Below are 18293 nucleotides of genomic sequence, written 5' to 3' on the forward strand. Positions count from 1 at the left end.
GCCCGATCACAAGATCAGCGACAGAGCCGAATTACGTGATCGCTCACACCCCTGGGGCAGGTGACCTGCTGGTACTTCCAGTCGATGGTGAACGCGTCGGCTTAAAGCCGGCGCTCTCGCGGGCCTGGCGGGACTGGTCGAGCAGGACCGGGGTGATCAGTGCGATGCCGTAGGCGTGGCGGGACTTCACGATCAGGTCGGCGCTGGGGTAGCCGGAGTCGAGGTAGTGCTCACCCGGGAGCAGGCCGCGGCGCTGCATCTGCTGGTGGATGCCGTCCAGGGCCTTGGTGTCGGGGACGGTGGAGGCGGTGGTGGCCACGTTCGTGATCAGGTTCGGGGCGGTGCGCTCTTTCTCGGGCGCCTCCGTGCAGCTCTCGCTCACGTGCAGTTTGAACCCGTTCCAGAAGGTGTCGCGCTTGCCGGACCAGCGGGTGTCGGGATCGTAGGCAGAAGCGATGCGCAGATGGCCGGACGGAAGCCCGTTACCGCCCTCCTCGGTCTTGGTCCGGCGGGCCACCACCTCGCGACCGCCGCGTGCGGCGGTGCGGGTGTAGTTCTGCAGCAGCACGGTGCGCAGGGTCTGCACCGCGGGCAGCTCGCGCAGCCAGGGTTCGGAGCGCGGAGTAGACGGCGCTGAGCAGGGCGAAGCCGTTGCGGGCGTAGGTCAGCGCGAGTTGGTCGCGCTTGGTAGTGGAGGAGGGCATGCGCCAGGTGTCGATCCGGGTGTCATAGCGGTGCGACCAGCCGGGCACGTCCAGCACGCCGGCGACCCAGTGCGGCGCGGCCACCGTCAACGCCTCCACCGCCGCCCGCACGCTCTCCCCGGCCAGCTCCAGGCGGTTCAGGCCCCGTACCGCGGAGACGATATGGGTGGAGTCGGTGCGCTGCTTGCCTCCGGCCCCGACTAGACCCTGCTCCGTCAGCCTCTCCAGCAGCAGGTCCAGGACCTTCTCCTTCAGATGATGCTCGACCACCCGGGTACGGAACTGGGACAGCACGGTGAAGTCGAAGCCGGTGTCGGTCAGCTCCAACCCGAGCGCGTACGCCCACGAAAGCCGGTCACGCACCGCCTCCGCAGCCTGGCGGTCCGTCAGGTTCTCGGCCATCTGGAACACCGTCGGCAAACGCGAGCCGGCCCGGGGACCAGCTCGCCGGCCCGGTCACGCCGAAAGCCTCCGCGAACTCCCCGATCGGGAACAGTTCCCCCAGCCGGTCACGCACCGTCACCGGCAACGGCACCTGCCGCCCAAATTCTTCGCCCGCACCGCCCGCGCCACCACGGGATCCGGCTCCGGCCACGACTGCGGCTCCAGCGACACGCCCAGCCCACCCCACGCTCGGGGATCAGGAAGAACCGGCCGCACCACCAACCCTGTCAGCACTACCAAGCCCCTGTCAGCCCTCAACAGCCAATAGGCAACAGGGTCAAGATCACCTTCAAAGCCCTGCGCAGAGTCAGCCTCGACCCCAGCCGCATCACGAAGATCGCCGCCGCAGCCCTCGTCCTGCTCCAGATCGAACACGACCGCACCATCTGAACGATCACACACCGTCGTGACCCATTACTGACAAAGACTCACTGGGGCTACCTCACGTCCCACGAAACACGCCTGCGCTACCGGCAATGAGCGCGGCGAAGCTGACGTGGACTCCGGCGCAACGCCAGCGTTCGATTTTTTCGGGTACGCCCAGCAGAGCGGCGATATCGGAGCGTACCTGGGCAGGCTTGAGTTTGTGGGTGTTCATCAGTTGGCTCCGTATCCGGTGAGGGCGAGGGTGATACGGTCGCGCAGTTTCTGTTTGCTGATCTTCCCGACGGCGGTCCGGGGCAGTGCGTCGATGCTCTCGATCCGGTCTGGGAGCTTGTACTCGGCCAGACCACGGCTGCGGACGAAGTTGACCAGTTGACCGGGAGCGGCTGGGCAGTCGCTGGGCACGATGTAGGCGCAGACGCGTTCGCCGAGGAAGGCATCGGGCATGGCGACCACGGCGGCTTCGGCGACTCCGGGGTGGGCGAGGAGATGGTATTCGATCTCTTCAGCGGCGATCTTTTCGCCGCCCCGGTTGATTTGGTCCTTGGCCCGGCCGACGACGACGAGATGCCCGGTGGGTATCTGCTGGACGACGTCACCGGTGCGGTAAAAGCCTTCAGGTGTGAAAGCCGCCTTGTTGTGGTTGGGTGCGCGGTAGTAGCCGCGGATGGTGTTGGGGCCGCGCACGAGGAGGTTGCCCGGCTCGCCGGGTAGTACGTCGTGGTCATCGTCGTCGACGACGCGGATCTCGTCGTCGGGTGACAGGGGCTGGCCCTGGGTGGTGAACAGGAGGTCGTCTGGGTCGTCGAGACGGGTGAAGTTGAGCAGCCCCTCGGTCATCCCGAACACCTGCTGGAGCCGGGCGTCGAGCCCTGGCCGCACCCTTTGGGCGAGGTCCGGCTTGAGTTTGGCACCGCCTACCTGCAGCACCTCCAGGCTGGACAGATCCGCCGACGCTTGGGCGGCGGCGCTGAGCCACGCCTCGACCAGTGGGGGAACCAGCGCTGCGACCGTGGCGCGTTCCTGCTCGATCAAGGGAAAGGTGGTATCGGGCGCCGAGTTGGGGGACAGAACGACGCGTCCGCCGTTGAGGAAGGTGCCGAGCACCCCGGGCGCACTGAGCGAGAACTGGTGCGCCACTGGCAGCGAGCACAGGTAGACGGTGGAATGGGTAAAGCCGCACAGCTCCGCGCCGGCCCGCGCCCCGTATAGGTAGTCGTCGTGGGTGCGGGGGATCAGCTTCGGAGTCCCAGTAGTGCCGCCGGACAGATGTAGCACTGCGACATCGCCCGGGTCGGCGACCTGCCACCTAGTCTCCGCTTCGCCCGGTTCGGCCCGCACCTCGTCGGCCGACAGCCGCCCTTTCGACTCGCCAACGACGATCACATGCTTCAGCGAGGGCACGCTGCTCTGGACCTCAGAGGCCAAGGTCGGGAAGTCGAAACCGGCGTGCCGATCGGGAACGATGTAGGCGACCGCCTCAGTGTGCTGACAGACGTACGTCACCTCACTGCGGCGGTATGCAGGCAGCACAACGACGGGAATGGCCCGGAGCTTGAACAATGCGAAGAATATCTCCACGAACTCCGCCACATTCGGAAGCTGCAACACCACCCTGTCGCCCGGCCCGATGCCAAGACGCTGCAGCCCAGTAGCCATCCGGTTGATGCGCTCTTCCAACGCGGCGTAACTCCAGCGTCTGTCACCGGCGACCACGGCGATGCAGTCACCAAAGCGCCGGGCCCACATGGCGGGCAGCTCACCTAGGGCAATACCGGCCCAGTAGCCCCTGCTGCGATACCGGTCGGCAAACTCTGCCGGCCAGGGAACACACCCATCAAGCATCATAATTCTCCTCAAAATTTCGCCACTTTGATCAGCCGCCCCGGCATTTACCGGGCTCTCTGGGCTCCGGTGGAGCTTCGCAACCGCGGACGGTCCCGGGCCATGGTAGGAGAGTACGGCTGGCGCTCTGACTACGATGTTTCGAAGCGGCCGGTATCCCGCCGGGGCGCCAGCCTTGTCGCGTCGAACTGTCACGACTAGACACCAAGTGCGGGATCTCAGAGAAGATCGGCTGCGAGGCACGATCTGGCGGGTTCGTGGCCGATGGCCTGTCCATCGCCGTCATGACTTACCGTCACCACCGAATGTGAGACAGAGGCAGACGAGACGTTGATCAGGCGGCGCCGAGGTCGGCCCAGTGGTTGATGAGGCCGTCGGTGTCGTTGTCGGGGGCGGGGGTGGTGCCGGTGTGGTGGGCGAGGGTGGTGATGATGGTGGTGCCGCGGCCGTGTTCGTCTGTGGGGCGGGTGGTGGCCCAGCTGGTGGTGGGGGAGGCGGTGTGGGGGCCGCCGTCGCTGACGTGGACTTGGACGCGGCCTGGGCCGTTGGTGGTGGTGTGCAGGTGCAGGGCGACGGGGGGTAGGGCGTGGGTGACGGCGTTGGTGACCAGTTCGGAGATGACCAGCAGGGCGTCGTAGAGCTGGTCTTCGTCCAGTCCCCAGGAGGCCAGGATGGGGCGGGCGGCACGGCGGGCGGTGGCCGGTGCGAGCGGTCCGTGTTCCAGTGGCAGGCTGAACACGCGCGCACCGGCCGCGGCGGCGTGCGGCGCGGGGCGCTGTTGCCGGCTGTGGGAGGTCGTGGTGGTCGTCATCAAGATCACTGCCTGTCCGGAAGGGGGCCGGAATGCTTTTTCTGGTACTTCCAGCACACTCCCGTGGCGCGCAGGCTCCCTGAGCAGTCCATACCCAAAACCGAAAAAATCGGCTCATCGGATAGTGCTCTAGCTGGTTGAGGGCGCGATCTTCATGTCCGGGTCAGGACGCCACTGCGACCTGGAAGAAGACCTTCGGCCACCACCCGCTCGTCGCGTTCGTCGACCACGGTCAGGCCGGGTCCGGGGAGCCGGTGGCCGCCTTGCTACGGCCCGGCAACGCAGGCTCCAACACCGCGAGCGATCACATCACCACCACCCAGCTCGCCCTGGCCCAGCTGCCCAGACACCTGCGGCGGGGACGGCAGACGCTGATCCGCACCGACTCCGCCGGCGGCACGCACGCCTTCCTCGACTGGCTCACCAAGCCAGGCCTTGGCTGTCGTATTCCGTCGGAATAACCATCACCGACACCATCCACCAGCCGTCCTGAAGATCGCGAAGAAGGCGTGGACACCGGCCTACGACGCCGGTGGCACCGAGCGGCCCGGCGCCTGGGTAGCAGAGATCACCGACATAACCCGACCTCTCCTCCCGGCCCAACGGGATGCGGCTGACAGTCCGCAGGGAACGCCCGCACCCTGGCGCCCAGTTGCGCTTCACCGACCTCGACGGACTGCGGCTGACCTGCTTCGCCACCAACACCCAACGCGGCCAGCTCGCCGACCTCGAACTGCGTCACCGCAGACGGGCCCGCTGCGAGGACCGCATCCCAAACTCCCGCGACACCGGCCTGCGCAACCTGCCCCCGCACGCCGGGGGAACCTCACAAAACCAGATCTGGCTGGAGATCGTCTCCCTCGCACTCGACCTCCTGGCCTGGATGCCGATGCTTGCCCTGACCGGCGCCACCCGCCGCTGGGAACCCAAGAAGCTCCGCCTGCGCCTGTTCTCCGCCGCCGCACAGCTCGTGCACACTGGGCGCCGCCACTGGCTCCGCTTCACCGCCCGATGGCCCTGGACCGACGTCATCACCCACGCGACGACAGGCTCCATATCCTCCCGAACCCCGGCTGACCAGCCACTTCGACCATCCCGACAACCATCACCACCACACCGGCGAAGTGGAACCCGGCGCCCACCCGACGCGAAAGCCGGGCCCTCAGCCTGCCCCAGCCCCGAAAAGACCCCACCACACAGACACACCCTCCCCGTCAGCAAGCTGACGGGGAGGGTTATTCATAAGCCTCACCAGGAGGTTCGGAAGAACGCGAGTGCGGTGATGGTGCGGACGATGCTCGGGAGGGTGTCGAGTGGGCCGCGGTAGCGGGTGGCGAGGATCTTCCAGTCCTTCAGGTGTGCGATCGCTCGTTCGACGGCGGCGCGCAGGGTGCTGATGGACTCTGGTGCCGATATAGCCGAGGTCACCCATCGTCTCGCGGTCGGCGAACAGACCGGGGAAGCCTGATTCCCGCCAGGCGCGGATGTCGTGCCAGGACCCCGGAACGGGGGCGGAGACCGCGAGCAGGCCGCCGTCCAAAGTGGCGGCGATCTGCAGGTTGAACCCGGTGTCGCAATGCTTGCCGCTGAACAGCTCGGTGCCCCGGCCCGCCCAGTCCCAGGTGGTAACCAGCGTGCCGTCGACCAGCACCACCTTCCCCGTGCTCGCCTCCGCCGGGTCGGGGACGAACTCGGCAAGGACCTGCTCCAGCAGCGGCCCGAGCAGATCGAGCCGACGTGAGACGGTGGACTGGCTGCAGCCGAACAGCTCGGCCGCCGCCTGCTGGACTGGGTTCTGCCGCAGCAGGAACGGCACCATCACCACTGACCAGTACAGCCCCAGCACGGACGGCCGTCCCCGCGAGACCCGCCCGCTGCCGCCAAGCGCCGTATGCACCCGAGCCAGAGCTCGGTCAATTGCTCCGCATCCAACCCGGTTGTAACCTGCCAACCCAACGACCCCGCCCCGCAGGGCTTCGGCGAAGTAGGTGGGTGTCCGTTTCGTGATCACTTGAGGTCGAGCAGGGCGAGCGGGCGGTCCGCGTTGCGGGCGTTGTGTCGCAGAGCTGCTGCGATGTTGGTCGCGCCGGCCAGCCGCAGGGTGCCGATGGCGAGGTTGCGCCAAGTGGCCATCGCCCGGGGCGCGTTGCCGGTTCGCAGTGGTGAGGCGTCTTCGGCGAACGTGGTGTCTCTGACGTGGTGCAGGGCTTCGATCTGCCAGTGATCACGGATCAGGGCCGCCAGCTGGGCGGGGCCGGCCTGCTCAGCGGTGAGGCTGGTGACGGCGTAGACGGTCTTGATGGTGGTCTTGCCGGTCTTGCGGTCGGTGCGGCGACGCTTGATCTGGGCGGCCTGGCGGGCTCCGGGGAAGAGCAGGCCGTTGACCGTGACCACCTTGATCCGTCGGATCTCCGAGCGGCCGTGGCCGATGCCCTTCACACGGCCCTGCAGCGGGATCTCTGTCCACGGAAGGGATCTGAGCTGCTTGCGGAGCTTCTTCTGGTTGCCTTTGACGATCACGATGTAGTGGGCTTCGCGGCCGAGGAGGTAGTCGGCGTGCTCGCGTTGGTGTGCATGGCGTCACTGGTGACGACCACCCCGGCCAGGTCTGTGATGGTCTCCAGCAACGGCTGGAAGCAGGTGATCTCGTTCGTCTTCTCACCGACGTCCAGCTGGGCCAGGACCAGGCCGGTGGTGTGGTCCAGGGCTGCGAGCAGGTGGATCCTGCGGCCGTTGGCCCTGGCCGCTCCGCGAAGGCTTTTGCCGTCGACCGCCAAGCCGCTCGGCCGGCCCTGGGTTTGGTTGCGGCGGTCGGACAGCCAGCGGCCGACCGCCGGGTCCAATGCGTCGCCGTCGATCCGGGCCAGCAGTCGTCGGACTGTCGTTTCCGCAGGCAGGGCCCGTTTGGGGGAAAGGGGGTCGAGTCGCACGCCGCCGTGTTCCAGCACGTGGGGGGAGCGTCGGTGATCCATTCGCCGACCGCCAGCAGCGACGTCGCCCCCGCCAGTACCGCGCAGGCGGCCAGGGCAAGGACGCCGACCAGACAGTGGCGCACTCCACGGGGATCACGCGGATCGGGCACCTGGGCGAGGCGGCCCAGCAGTCCGGGCACTTCTTCCGGCGCGAGTCCTGGTGTCTGGGTACGAGTTGAAGTGGCCCTGGCAAGATTTTCGTGAAGCGGGGCTGTGCCACCGTGCGCCGGTGACGCTCCGTCACGGGTAGTGGCGTCGGAGGTGGGCCATGAGGACGACGCGGTGGCGTAGGAGCGGAATGCCGGCGCGGCCGGCCATGATCCGTTTCTGGAGTTTCAGGTCCGTGATGCGGCCTTCGTTGATGCCGGAGTTGAACGGGGTGGTGATCCCCTGTACGACTGCCGGCTGGTCTTCGCGGATGGCGTTGGCCAGGCTCGCCAAGGCGGGCAGGCCAGAGGCCGCGAGTTGGTCGAGCCAGGCCGGCAGCGGGGCGGCGTCGCGGGCATCGAGCATGGCCGCGAACTGCCTTACCGGTGTGGGTTTGGTCGAGCTCCGGGCAGTGTTCAAGCAGCCGACGGAGTGCCTCGGTGGGGTGCAGGCCGCGCTTCGGCGGTGTGGTGGTGATCCACCGGGCGACCTGGCGGGGCGAAGGTGGCCGCTCGCGCGGTGTGTCGATCGGCAGACCGCGGCGTAGCGGCGCGATGGCCATCTTGACCTGCTGGTCATGGCCGCCGTAGCCCTTGGCGGCAATCTCCTGGTGCAGCACGGTCGCGGTGTGCTCGCCTTCCTCCCACCGCTGCCTCAGATACTCCAGATACGGGTCGAGGCTCGTGGGTCGGCGGGGCGGAGTGCGCCGTACGCACTCCTGCCAACAGGCAGCGCGTGCGTACTTGGCCACGGTGCGGCGGTTCAAGCCGAGCTCGCGGGCTATCGCACTGAGACTGCGGGCCGTGCCGGTGTACCCCTGGACGGTCTCGAACAGTCGCTTCGCGTGACGGAGGGCGGGAGTATCGCCCCGCCTCGCACGGTTCGTCCGACGGCGGTGGGGCCGGTTCGGGTTGAAGTATTGCGGCGGCCAGGCAGCCGCGGTGGGCCGCGGCGATGTCCGAGACCCGCTTCGACAGCCCCTGCCACAGGTGAAAACGGTCGCTGACCTGCACCGCGTCCGGGGCTCCCTGGGCGATGCCCTGCCGGTAGACCAGCGAACCGTCCCGGCACACCACCTCGACGCCGGGATGCGCTCGCAGCCAGGAGGCCAGCTGCTCGCCATCGCGCCCGGCCCACAACTCGATCGGCAGCCGCGTGTCGGCATTCACCAGCAGCGTGCCGTAGACGTCCGCGTACAACGCAAAGTCATCCACAACCAGCACCCGCGGTGTCGCTACCGCCGGAAGCCCCATGCGCATCAACTGGAACAGCACACTCGTCCGCGACAACGGCGTCCTCAAGATGCGCAGAAGTCGGGCCCCGCCACGGCCGGCGAGCAACACCCCGGCCATCTCGACCAGATGCTGCAGCAGCGGACTGCGACGCTGACAGCGCACCGTCAGCCCCTCCACCTGCTCGGCAAACGTCCGCCGCCCGCAATCCACACTGTCACAAAACAACCGCCGCACCGCCAAACTGATCAGCACCGGGCGGCCCCCGGCGACATCGGCCAGCGTGCGGGAATACCGGCTGTGCACCCGCGCCGACTCGCACCGGCAATCCGGACACGCCACCATCAACTCGCAGGTACGGACAGCGATACGGACCACGCCACCCGACGACCACACCCGTTCCCCCGCACCAGCATCCAGGTGCGGCGACACAATTCGTACGAGATCATCACACTCGCCGAAGGTCCCACTACCCGTGACGGAGCGTCACCGGCGCACGGTGGCACAGCCCCGCTTCACGAAAATCTTGCCAGGGCCACGTTCACGTGTACGCCGACACCTGGATGCTCGCGGAGTTGGTCAAGGGCAGACGGGATCAGCGATGATGCTTCGGCAGGCACGGTCTTCCAGGCAGGTCACGGGGCGTCGAGAAGTCCATGATCTTGGAAGCCGTGCCTGTTCCGCTCTCCCTGACCGATCAACCAGGCGAACCGTCATGAACCGGACGCCCGGCGACTACGCCGAAGCCCTGGGAGCTGCCGAACAATAACTCCTCATGGGCTGGATGCGGTGGTGTCGGAGGGGACGAAGGCAGAACTGGTGGATGTGTTCGGGCTGTTGCTGCCACATCTCGATGAGCGGCAGCAGCGTCTGACGCTGGGTGCGGCGGCGGCCCGTGTTCTGGGCCATGGAGGGATTCGCAGGGTGGCCCAGGCGGCCGGGGTGGCTGAGTCCACGGTGTCGCGCGGGAAGCGGGAGCTGGAGGACAAGGAGGAGTCTGCGGGTCGGGTCCGGGCGCCGGGCGCGGGGCGGAGGTCCTTGCGGGAGGTGGATCCGGGGCTGGTGCCCGCGTTGCTGGCGCTGGTCGAGCCGGACCAGCGGGGCGACCCGGAATCTCCGCTGCTGTGGACGGTGAAGTCCACCCGGAATCTGGCGGCCGAGCTGACTCGGCAGGGGCGCCGGGTCGGCTCGGACACGGTGGGCCTCACTGCTGAAGGCGGAGGGGTTCTCCCTGCAGGGCACCTCGAGGACCACCGGGGGAGCCCGGCACCCGGACAGGACGCCCAGTTCCGTTACATCAACGATCAGGTCACGGCATACCTCGCCGACGGGCAGCCGGTCATCAGCGTGGACGCCAAGAAGAAGGAGACGCTGGGCAGCTACGCGGTCATCGGACGCGAATGGCACCGCGCCGGGCAGCCGGTGCAGGTCCGCGCGCATGATTTTCCCGAGAAGGGCGCCCAGAAGGCGGTGCCCTACGGAATCTACGACATCGGCGCGGACGCCGGCTGGGTGTCGGTGGGCTGCGACGGGGACACCTCCGCCTTCGCCGTGGCCACCTTGCGCCGCTGGTGGAACGGTGAGGGGCGACGCCGCTACCCGCACGCTTCCCGCCTGTTGGTCACCGCCGACGCCGGAGGCTCCAACGGCTACCGTGTGCGCGCCTGGAAGAAGGAACTCGCGGACTTCGCCTATGAGACGGGCGTTGATGTGACGGTCTGTCACTTTCTGCCGGGAACTTCGAAGTGGAACAAAATAGAGCACCGGCTGTTCTCGCAGATCAGCATCAACTGGCGCGGCAGGCCCCTGACCAGCCACGAAGTCGTCGTCAGCACCATCGGAGCGACCACCACACGCAACGGACTGTCGTCCACGCCGACTTCGACCCTGGCACTTACCCCACCGGGGGCACCGTCCCTGACAGTGTCATGGACCGCCTGCCCCTCACGCCGCACGACTGGCACGGCACGTGGAACTACACCCTGCGCCCCGAACCCCTCGCCCCTGAACCACCCCCGCCCGGTGCCGAGTTCGGGCGTTTCCCGGCCGGTGACAAGCTGCCTGCCTGGCTGCGGCACCCCAGCCTCACCGGACTCGAGCCCGCCGCCTTCGACGAGCTCACCGCCCGCTACCAAGCTGGTGCACCGAGCACCCGCCGATCTTTCTGCCCGGAAAGCGCCCCGCCGGCGGCCCCGGCGCCGGCGGCAGACGGCTCTCCGTCGCCGACCAGCTGATCGTCTTCCTCCTCAAGAAGCGCTGGTCCATGGACCAGGCACCGCTCGCCGAGGCAACCGGCCTGCCCAAGAGCAGGATCGGCGCGACCCTCCGGGAGACCACCCCCGTTCTCGCCGCGCTCGGGCACACCGTCTCGACCGGCGCCCTCACCATGACCACGGCCCAACAGCTCGCCGAGATCGCCGGGCACGACCTCACACCCCCGTGATCCTCACCAAGATCGAGGAGTTATTGTTCGGCAGCTCCCAGGGCTCTGTCGTTCTCGCGATTGGCGGGGAATGATCAGTTTAGTCCGAGGGCGGTCGGCGGCCGGGTCGTGTCCCGTCCGTGATGGTGCAGGCCCGCGGCGATGTTGTCCCAGCCGGTCAGGCGGAGCGCGCCGATGGCCAGGTTCCGCAGGGAGGCCATCGCCCGCGGTGCACCGCCGGTTCGCACCCGTGAGGCGTCCTCCCCGAACGTCACATCCCTGACATGGTGCTCACGATTCTCAATAGCCCAATGCCCGCGAACGCATTCGGCCAGGTCACCACCGCGCCGGTCAGGTCCAGCGGGTTCAGCAGGGGGCGGAACGCGGTGATCTCGTTGCTCTTGGCGTTGACCTTACGCTGGGCCAGCACGATGCTGTCGTCACGCAGAGCGGAGATCAGGTGGACGCAGCGCGGCCGTTGGCGCGAATGGCTCCGCGCAGGGACTTGCCGTCCACCGCAACCGCTGCCCGCGCCGGACTGTCCGGTGGGTGTCTGTCCTGGCCGCGGCGCGGGAGGCGGCGGCACGGCCGGTGAGCCAGCCGCCGATCGCCGCGTCGAACGCGTCGCCGTCGATGCGCTGCAGTACCCGGCGCACGGTGGCTTCGCTGGGCGCCCGGCAAGGTCGGTCCGGATCACGCAGCGCGGCCCCGCAGCACAACAGCAGCCGGTCACAGGCATCGGCAGCCCACTCGGCGATCGCGGTGAGGGACTTCGCTCCGGCCAGGACCGCGCAGGCGGCGACCGCCAGGACATACGGCAGCGGGTGACGACGGCCCGGGCGGCGGCGCGGGTCGGGCAAGCGAGACAGCCGGGCCAGAAGGTCGGGCAGTTCGTCGGGGCAGGCCGGATTGCCGCCCGCGAGTTGGCCCAGCCCGACGGGGATGAGTGATGCTGGCGCAGCAGGCACGGTCTTCCGTTGTGGTGATCAGCGAACTCGACACTCCATGATCACCGGGAAGCCGTGCCTGCACGCGTATCGGCCGCCCGCCAGCGGCAACCTCTCGGCCTTGAGCGACGCGCAGCTCCCCCAGCTCCGACGAGTCGGCGGACCTCGGTCATGTCCCGCTTGGTGGTGTAGCCGATCAAGTTGTGGGCGTGCGCGGGCGGGTGCCCGGGGCGCACTTCTGCTGGTGTCCGACGCTCCCTGACGCGAGGAGGGCCATCACGTAACTCTTCTTGGTGAACGCCCAGTTCAACCATGAGGAGTACGTGATGGCCCTGTCCCAGTCTGACCTGATAAGGATGCTGGAGTCACTACGCTCGTCCGACGGAATCGAGCTCGTCCGCAGCGTGGCAGAGCGAATGCTGCAGGAACTGATCGAAGCCGAGGTGAGCGCGCACATCGGTGCCGGCTGGAATGAGCACACCGGTTCCCGGACAGCGTGGCGCAACGGGCACCGGGACAAGACCCTGACCACGCCGGCCGGCGATCTGGACCTGGAGATTCCCAAGCTCCGCACCGGCAGCTTCTTCCCCAGCCTGCTGGAACGCCGACGGCGCATCGACCAGGCCCTCTATGCCGTGATCATGGAAGCATATGTCCATGGGGTCTCCACCCGCTCGGTCGATGACCTGGTCAAGGCCCTGGGCGGGGACAGTGGCATATCGAAGAGCGAGGTCTCCCGCATCTGCGGCGAGCTCGACGAGCCGCTGACCGCGTTCCGCACCCGCCCTCTGGACCACACCCGGTTCCCCTACCTCTACCTGGACGCGACGTACTGCAAGGTGCGGGTGAACCATCAGATCGTCTCGCAGGCTGTGGTCATCGCCACCGGCATCACCGAGGACGGCGGCCGCGAAGTCCTCGGGACCGCCGTGGGGGACAGCGAGACCGAAGCGTTCTGGAGTGAGTTCCTGCGCTCGCTCCGTGCCCGCGGCCTGGGCGGCGTCCGCCTGGTCATCGCGGACCACCACAGCGGACTGATCGCCGCGATCCGCAAGGTGATGCTGGGCTCCTCGTATCAGCGGTGCCGCGTTCACTTCCTGCGCAACTGCTTCGCGCACATACCCAAAGGCGCTGGTGAAATGGTCGCCGCGACGATCCGGACCGTCTTCGCCCAGCCCACTGCGGAACTGGTCGCCACCCAGCTGGACACCGTTGCCGACATGCTCGGCGAGCAGTTCCCCAAGGTGAAAGAGATGCTGCTGACGGCGAAGACAGACCTGACCGCTTTCGCGGTCTTCCCGCTCCAGCACTGGAAGAAGATTCAGTCGACCAACCCCCTGGAACGGCTGAACCGGGAGATCAAACGCCGCACCGACGTCGTACAGGTCTTCCCCAATCCCGGGGCGCTCGAGCGCCTGGTCACCGCCGTTCTCTTCGAACTGCACGACGAGTGGATCGCCTGCCCCCGCCGCTACCTGCCGGAGGGAAGCATGGCCAAGCTCTACCCAGAGCTCCCCGAAAGCGCCACCGCACCACCCCACACCACCAACGACCCCACCGAATGATCGGCCACACCACGAGAAGGGACGCCATCCGGACCTCGCGATCCTTGAGTAGGTGAAGTGCACCCCTGTAGGTCTCACTGCTCGTCTTATGCATTGACTCACCCGTTGTATAAATGCAACACTCTGCCGCATGAGGAAGACGCAGGGTTCGAACGATCAACCGATGCGGATCTACAACCGGCTTGCGATGTTGCGAGCAGAGCGTGGTTGGTCGCGGCGCGACCTTGCAGAGGTTACGAAGGTGAACTACCAGACCATCGGCTACTTGGAGCGGGGCGACTACAACCCGAGCCTGGAGCTGGTTTTCCGGATCTGCAACTGCTTCGGTGTGCCCGTGGAGGCTGTCTTTTCTCCGCATCCCTTTCCTCGGCTCACCGGGGAGGCCCTCGTCACCGATTCACCCTCACCGTCCGCGGAGCTCGGCGTGCCCGCATCCGTCAATCCCGAAGAGAACATGCCATGATCCGTAATACCTTTCTTCGTAACGAACGCCTCTTCCAGCTGGGCCAGTCGGCGCCAGAACCCATGCCGCGGAGACGAACTCGGCGGACTTTGCTTGTCGTGTTGGCGCTGACCGTCATCACGATGACGTTGGCGGTGATGACTCCCTGGCAGGTGGGGGTGTGGCTTTTTGCGGCACTGATCCTTGCTCAAGGCATGTTCCGCTGGATTGCCTGGCGAGGCATCCGCGGTCTGTCCCTGGCTCCGTCTCACTTGCTGGATGAACTGCAGCTTCAGCAGGTACACAGCGCCTACCGTCGCGCCTACGGCATCATCACGGCGGCCGCGTGGATCCTCTTGATCGTCTTCTTCTTCAGTATCGGCCGACACCCGGTCCGCGTCGCAGGCATCGGGATCTTCTTGCTTCTCGAGATGTTGATCTGGCTGCCCACGGCAATTCTCGCGTGGCGCCTCGAGGATGAAGATCCAGCCGAATTGGACGGATCAAGCAACCGACTGCACCAGCAGATGACGGAGCCCCCGGCAACCGCAAGCCCTCAGCCGAGAGCGTGACGTCATCGTCCGCTACACGGCAGCCTCCTTGTGTATGAAACCCAGAGGACTTTGACCATGATCAGAAACGCAGCTCGTGATCATCTTCTTGTTTGGGATCCAGGAAGCTTCCAGACTCGCGCGTGGGCTCGGCAAGTCGATTCGGATTCTCAAGATGGAAACCAGGAGGGTTATTCACAAGCCCACGGGAGGCTTCCACCCCTTGGTCAACAGCAACGACCCCGCTCGGTAACCTGACGAGTTCTCACAAGACAGGTGTTGCCGGGGCGGGGTCGTTGAGCTGGCAGGTTACAACCGGGTTGGATGCGGAGCAATTGACCGAGCTCGTGAGGGTTACTCATAAGCCTCACCAGGAGGTTCGGAAGCAGGGCCCCGGCGAGTGCCTGGATCGTCCCGGTCTGGGGTGTTGATCTCGGTGGTGGGCCCCGGAAGCAGGTGAACACGGCACCTGTGGATCATGTAGTTCTCTACGCTGCAAGATCCACGAAGGTGCCGTGTTCGTTTCTCCATCATCCCTTGTCGCTGTCCCCGTGCCTTGTGCGCCCTGCCTGGAAGCCCTCGGCGAGGGTGCCGCCAAGGAGCAAGTGCGCTGCCTGGTCGCCGAGTTCGAGTCGGTCACCGATCCGAGAGGGGCTTGCGGAGTGCGGTACCGGCTCTCCTCGCTGCTGGCCCTGGTGGTCTGCGCGATGACCCCGTCCGGCCACGACTCGATCACCGCGGCGGCGGAGTGGTGCCGACGTGCGGCGCCGGAGGAACTGGCCGCCTTCGGCCTGCCCTACCACCCACTCCTTGGCCGCTACCGGGTGCCGAGCGAGAAAACCCTGCGCAGCGTCCTGGGGCGACTCGATCCCGGTGAGATCGGCGCGGCCGGTTACGACTACCTTCGGCCTCTGCTGTCCGCACAGCCCCGCCGGCCGGAGCCGGTGATGCCCGACGGTGGCACCGAACGTGAACAGCGCCGGGCTCACCGGGCGGCCGCCCGCGCCGAGCCGGTACGGCTCCGGCGGCGGGCGATCGCGGTGGACGGCAAGTGCCTGCGCGGCGCGAGGCGCCCGGACGGCAGCCGCGTCTTCGTCCTGTCCGCCGTCCGTCACGGCGACGGTGTCACTCTCGCCTCCCGCGAGATCGGCGCGAAGACCAACGAAATCCCCGAGTTCGCACCTCTCCTCGACCAGATCGACGACGCGGATCTCACGGGGGTGGTCGTTACCGCCGATGCCCTCCACGCCCAACGCGACCACGCCATCTACCTGCGCGAACGCGGCGCTCACTACCTGCTGACCATCAAGAACAACCAGCGCGGCCAGGCCCGTCAACTCCACGCCCTGCCCTGGAAGGAGATCCCTGTGATCCACCGCGACGACGCCCGGGGCCACGGCCGTCACGAGCAGCGGCTCGTGCAGGTCGTCACCGTCGAGGGCCTGCTCTTCCCGCACGCGGCCCAGGTCCTGCGGATCCAGCGCCGACGCCGTCTCTACGGGGCGAAAAAATGGTCCAGCGAGACCGTCTACGCCATCACCGACCTGCCCGCCGAGGAAGCGAACGCAGCCGAGATCGCGTCCTGGGCTCGCGGGCACTGGACCGTGGAAAATACCGTCCACTGGTGTCGAGATGTCACTTTCAACGAGGACAAGTCCCAGGTCAGAACCCGCAACGCGCCCGCCGTACTCGCTACCCTCCGCGACCTGATCCGCAGCGCGCTCAAGCTCGCCGGCTACGTCAACACCGCCGCCGGACGACGAGCCCACACCGAGCGCCCCCGCGTCCTCGCCCTCTACGGCATCACATAACCAAACCGGACGATCCAGGCACACGCCGGGGCCCTGGGTTCGGAAGAACGCGAGTGCGGTGATGGTGCGGACGATGCTCGGGAGGGTGTCGAGTGGGCGGCCGCGGTAGCGGGTGGCGAGGATCTTCCAGTCCTTCAGGTGTGCGATCGCTCGTTCGACGGCGGCGCGCAGGGTGCTGATGGACTGGTTGAGGATCTTGTCGGCTTGGGGTCGTTCCCGGCTGGGTGGCTTGCGCCTGGCCGGTGAGGACGCCGGTGCCGATATAGCCGAGGTCACCCATCGTCTCGCAGTCGGGGAACAGACCAGGGAAGCCCGATTCCCGCCAGGCGCGGATGTCGTGCCAGGACCCGTACAAACGGCTCGCGGCCAGGCGGAAGACCATCGCGAAGATGCAGGAGATCGCCCGGCGATACCCCCGCATGTTTGCACACTGGAGGCTGACCGCGGGCGCCGTCCTGGTCTGATGACCAGAACGACAAGAGCCGTATGACGGGAGACTGTCACGTACGGATCTGTGAGAGCCGAGGGGTGAGATCCCCCTCGGCTACTCGGCATCACAGCACCGGACGGAACCCTGGTCTGGATTTCGCCGGCCCTCGCCGGCCGCATTCACGATCTCACTGCGGTCACCACGGTCTTCGAACGAGTGTTGTTGCGGGTGTGGCCGTCGGCGGCCCTTTCATGCTTCTCGTGGCCAAATGATCGGCGATCTCACCCTCGAGAGCGGACTCCAAGAGCCTCTTCGTCAGCTGCTGCATTAGCCCGCCCTCACCGGTCAACTTGATCCCGCCAGCCTTCGCGCGGTCCACCAGTTGCCCGATCAACTGACCTCATTTGTTCCTGGCTGGCGGTGGTCGTAGTTCGTGGGGCTTGTTCAGGTGGCGGCAGGTGTGCTGGAGGATGTGGCGGGCTTGCAGGAGGTGGACCGTGGTGGCGGGGTCTTGTTCGGTGTTTGTGGTGTGTGCGATTGCTGCGGCGGTTTCGTTGATGAGGTCGCGGACCGCGGCGACCAGATGCGGGATCCAGGACTGGTAGAGCCGTCGGTCGAGCGTGGGATTGGGGCGAGTCTGGGTGCGGTGGCGGGCGTGGACCAGCCAGCGGTGGGCCGGGATGCCGCCGGTAACGGGCCGGAGTCGCTGCTCGGTGGTCAGCGCCAGGCGTAGTTGCCAGATACGGGCCTGCGATCCGGGCAGGCGCGTCATATCGTCATGGAAGGCCAGGAGGGCGTCGATGAGCAGGCCGGACCACCGGCGCAGGCGGTCGGTGTGGGCGGGCATGCGTCCGGGGCCGCCGGCTGCCTGGTGGACGGTCCACCAGAGCTGGCTGCGTGCGGCGTCTTCCGCCCCGCAGGGCATGCCGCTCGCGGCTGTGGTGCAGGAGCCTGCGTTGTCCGGCTGGGCGCCTGCTGGGCTGGTCATGCCTGGCATCCACCGCAGGCCGGCGCCGTGTAGGCGTGGGTGGCCTGTTCCAGGCACCAGGCCATCCGCGCGGTGAAGAGCTCGGGGCAGTCCCCGGCCCGCTGCGCGACCGCTCCCGCGCACCCGCCGGGCACTGTCGCGTGGCGGGCCAGCTCCTCGGCGACCGCCGCGCACACCGTCTTTGTACTGATCTGGTCCGGTGGGCGCAGGGGCGAGCAGAACAGGGCCTGTGCCCACACTCGGATCACTTTCTCGGCCACCGGTCCGGCCGAAAGTTGTGAAGTCGTGCCCATTGCGTCACACATTCCTGATGGGAAATCCGCCCGGTGTGCCCACGGTCGAACGGGTCAGAACGGGCCTGGTCTCCCAGGTTCCGCCGCATCCCGGGGCGCGGCGTGAGCAGCTGGTGCTCACCGTGGCGCACGGGGGCGCTGAGCGAGCGAGTGGCAGACGTCACGGGGGTGCCGTGCTCGACCATGTCGGCCCACGCGCGCTCGGCGGCCTGGAAAATCTTGTCCTCGCGTGCCCACGTCACGGCGGGCCGTGACTCGATGTGGGTCGCGGCGAGGGCCTGCCGCGCTGCGCTGGCCAGTTGGTG

General features: G+C 67.3%; 18 protein-coding genes and 7 pseudogenes. 8 read left to right on the forward strand and 17 right to left on the reverse strand.

Annotated elements, in window-relative coordinates; translation table 11 throughout:
* Positions 1–43: 43 nt before the first annotated feature.
* A complete protein-coding gene (locus tag OG985_RS47265) occupies positions 44–568 on the reverse strand; it encodes a hypothetical protein (protein ID WP_371666539.1) in 525 nt (174 codons plus the stop codon).
* Positions 483–1106, reverse strand: coding sequence for a transposase (locus tag OG985_RS47270; RefSeq protein ID WP_371666538.1), 624 nt, complete (start codon positions 1104–1106; stop codon positions 483–485). Before OG985_RS47270 ends, OG985_RS47265 begins: the two co-directional genes overlap by 86 nt.
* 318 nt (positions 1107–1424) lie before the next feature.
* Between OG985_RS47270 and OG985_RS47275 the strand changes: the two are divergent.
* A pseudogene (locus OG985_RS47275) lies at positions 1425–1538 on the forward strand (IS5/IS1182 family transposase); the annotation flags it as partial.
* A gap of 52 nt (positions 1539–1590) precedes the next feature.
* Here the strand turns inward: OG985_RS47275 and OG985_RS47280 are convergent.
* From OG985_RS47280 to OG985_RS47290, 3 genes are all read right to left on the reverse strand, one after another.
* Entirely contained in the window at positions 1591–1746 is a 156-nt protein-coding gene (locus OG985_RS47280; protein ID WP_371666537.1) for a hypothetical protein, read from the reverse strand.
* Complete coding sequence (locus tag OG985_RS47285) at positions 1746–3380, reverse strand: (2,3-dihydroxybenzoyl)adenylate synthase (protein ID WP_371666536.1); 1635 nt, start codon at positions 3378–3380, stop codon at positions 1746–1748. Before OG985_RS47285 ends, OG985_RS47280 begins: the two co-directional genes overlap by 1 nt.
* A gap of 331 nt (positions 3381–3711) precedes the next feature.
* Entirely contained in the window at positions 3712–4188 is a 477-nt protein-coding gene (locus tag OG985_RS47290) for an ATP-binding protein (RefSeq protein ID WP_371666535.1), read from the reverse strand.
* Between the two features lie 164 nt (positions 4189–4352).
* Between OG985_RS47290 and OG985_RS47295 the strand changes: the two are divergent.
* Positions 4353–5265: pseudogene (locus OG985_RS47295) on the forward strand (IS1380 family transposase); the annotation flags it as partial.
* An 85-nt stretch (positions 5266–5350) separates the two neighbouring features.
* Here the strand turns inward: OG985_RS47295 and OG985_RS47300 are convergent.
* From OG985_RS47300 to OG985_RS47320, 5 genes and pseudogenes are all read right to left on the reverse strand, one after another.
* Entirely contained in the window at positions 5351–6034 is a 684-nt protein-coding gene (locus OG985_RS47300; protein WP_371666534.1) for a transposase family protein, read from the reverse strand.
* Between the two features lie 317 nt (positions 6035–6351).
* A pseudogene (locus OG985_RS47305) lies at positions 6352–7160 on the reverse strand (ISAs1 family transposase); the annotation flags it as partial.
* A gap of 26 nt (positions 7161–7186) precedes the next feature.
* A pseudogene (locus OG985_RS47310) lies at positions 7187–7270 on the reverse strand (hypothetical protein); the annotation flags it as partial.
* Positions 7271–7400: 130 nt separating this feature from the next.
* Positions 7401–7673 (reverse strand): hypothetical protein, encoded by a 273-nt coding sequence (locus OG985_RS47315; protein WP_371666533.1) that lies wholly within the window; start codon positions 7671–7673, stop codon positions 7401–7403.
* Positions 7674–7882: 209 nt separating this feature from the next.
* The gene (locus tag OG985_RS47320; protein ID WP_371674218.1) at positions 7883–8884 is read right to left on the reverse strand and encodes a transposase; all 1002 of its coding nucleotides are present in this window, start codon (positions 8882–8884) and stop codon (positions 7883–7885) included.
* A gap of 480 nt (positions 8885–9364) precedes the next feature.
* Between OG985_RS47320 and OG985_RS47325 the strand changes: the two are divergent.
* Both OG985_RS47325 and OG985_RS47330 read left to right on the forward strand, forming a co-directional pair.
* Positions 9365–10773 (forward strand): annotated as a pseudogene (locus OG985_RS47325) (ISAzo13 family transposase).
* A gap of 29 nt (positions 10774–10802) precedes the next feature.
* Complete coding sequence (locus tag OG985_RS47330) at positions 10803–10982, forward strand: hypothetical protein (RefSeq protein ID WP_371666522.1); 180 nt, start codon at positions 10803–10805, stop codon at positions 10980–10982.
* A gap of 74 nt (positions 10983–11056) precedes the next feature.
* Here the strand turns inward: OG985_RS47330 and OG985_RS47335 are convergent, their stop codons facing one another.
* From OG985_RS47335 to OG985_RS47345, 3 genes are read right to left on the reverse strand one after another with little or no spacing between them, the layout of a single operon-like run.
* On the reverse strand, positions 11057–11236 hold the full coding sequence (locus tag OG985_RS47335; RefSeq protein WP_371666532.1) for a hypothetical protein: 180 nt from the start codon (positions 11234–11236) through the stop codon (positions 11057–11059).
* Positions 11233–11391: a hypothetical protein gene (locus OG985_RS47340; protein ID WP_371666531.1), complete on the reverse strand. Its 159-nt coding sequence runs from the start codon at positions 11389–11391 to the stop codon at positions 11233–11235. The genes OG985_RS47335 and OG985_RS47340 overlap by 4 nt, the downstream gene beginning before the upstream one ends.
* Before the next feature lie 10 nt (positions 11392–11401).
* The gene (locus OG985_RS47345) at positions 11402–11929 is read right to left on the reverse strand and encodes a transposase family protein (protein ID WP_371666530.1); all 528 of its coding nucleotides are present in this window, start codon (positions 11927–11929) and stop codon (positions 11402–11404) included.
* 305 nt (positions 11930–12234) lie between these two features.
* On the opposite strand from OG985_RS47345, the gene OG985_RS47350 reads away from it, so the two are divergent.
* The 4 genes from OG985_RS47350 to OG985_RS47365 all read left to right on the forward strand — a co-directional run bounded on the left by OG985_RS47350 (position 12235) and on the right by OG985_RS47365 (position 16277).
* Positions 12235–13473 (forward strand): IS256 family transposase, encoded by a 1239-nt coding sequence (locus OG985_RS47350; protein ID WP_371674217.1) that lies wholly within the window; start codon positions 12235–12237, stop codon positions 13471–13473.
* A 130-nt stretch (positions 13474–13603) separates the two neighbouring features.
* Positions 13604–13936: a helix-turn-helix transcriptional regulator gene (locus OG985_RS47355; protein WP_371666529.1), complete on the forward strand. Its 333-nt coding sequence runs from the start codon at positions 13604–13606 to the stop codon at positions 13934–13936.
* Positions 13933–14487, forward strand: coding sequence for a hypothetical protein (locus OG985_RS47360; RefSeq protein ID WP_371666528.1), 555 nt, complete (start codon positions 13933–13935; stop codon positions 14485–14487). Before OG985_RS47355 ends, OG985_RS47360 begins: the two co-directional genes overlap by 4 nt.
* A 494-nt stretch (positions 14488–14981) precedes the next feature.
* Complete coding sequence (locus OG985_RS47365) at positions 14982–16277, forward strand: ISAs1 family transposase (protein ID WP_371666527.1); 1296 nt, start codon at positions 14982–14984, stop codon at positions 16275–16277.
* 63 nt (positions 16278–16340) lie between these two features.
* Here the strand turns inward: OG985_RS47365 and OG985_RS47370 are convergent.
* From OG985_RS47370 to OG985_RS47385, 4 genes and pseudogenes are all read right to left on the reverse strand, one after another.
* Positions 16341–16886: pseudogene (locus OG985_RS47370) on the reverse strand (transposase family protein); the annotation flags it as partial.
* A 9-nt stretch (positions 16887–16895) separates the two neighbouring features.
* Positions 16896–17101, reverse strand: a pseudogene (locus OG985_RS47375) (transposase); the annotation flags it as partial.
* 6 nt (positions 17102–17107) lie between these two features.
* Positions 17108–17695, reverse strand: a complete 588-nt coding sequence (locus OG985_RS47380; RefSeq protein WP_371666526.1) for a hypothetical protein — start codon at positions 17693–17695, stop codon at positions 17108–17110.
* The gene (locus tag OG985_RS47385) at positions 17692–17955 is read right to left on the reverse strand and encodes a hypothetical protein (RefSeq protein WP_371666525.1); all 264 of its coding nucleotides are present in this window, start codon (positions 17953–17955) and stop codon (positions 17692–17694) included. The genes OG985_RS47380 and OG985_RS47385 overlap by 4 nt, the downstream gene beginning before the upstream one ends.
* Positions 17956–18293: the final 338 nt, after the last annotated feature.

This window comes from Streptomyces sp. NBC_00289 (genome assembly GCF_041435115.1).
Classification (GTDB): Bacteria; Actinomycetota; Actinomycetes; order Streptomycetales; family Streptomycetaceae; genus Streptomyces.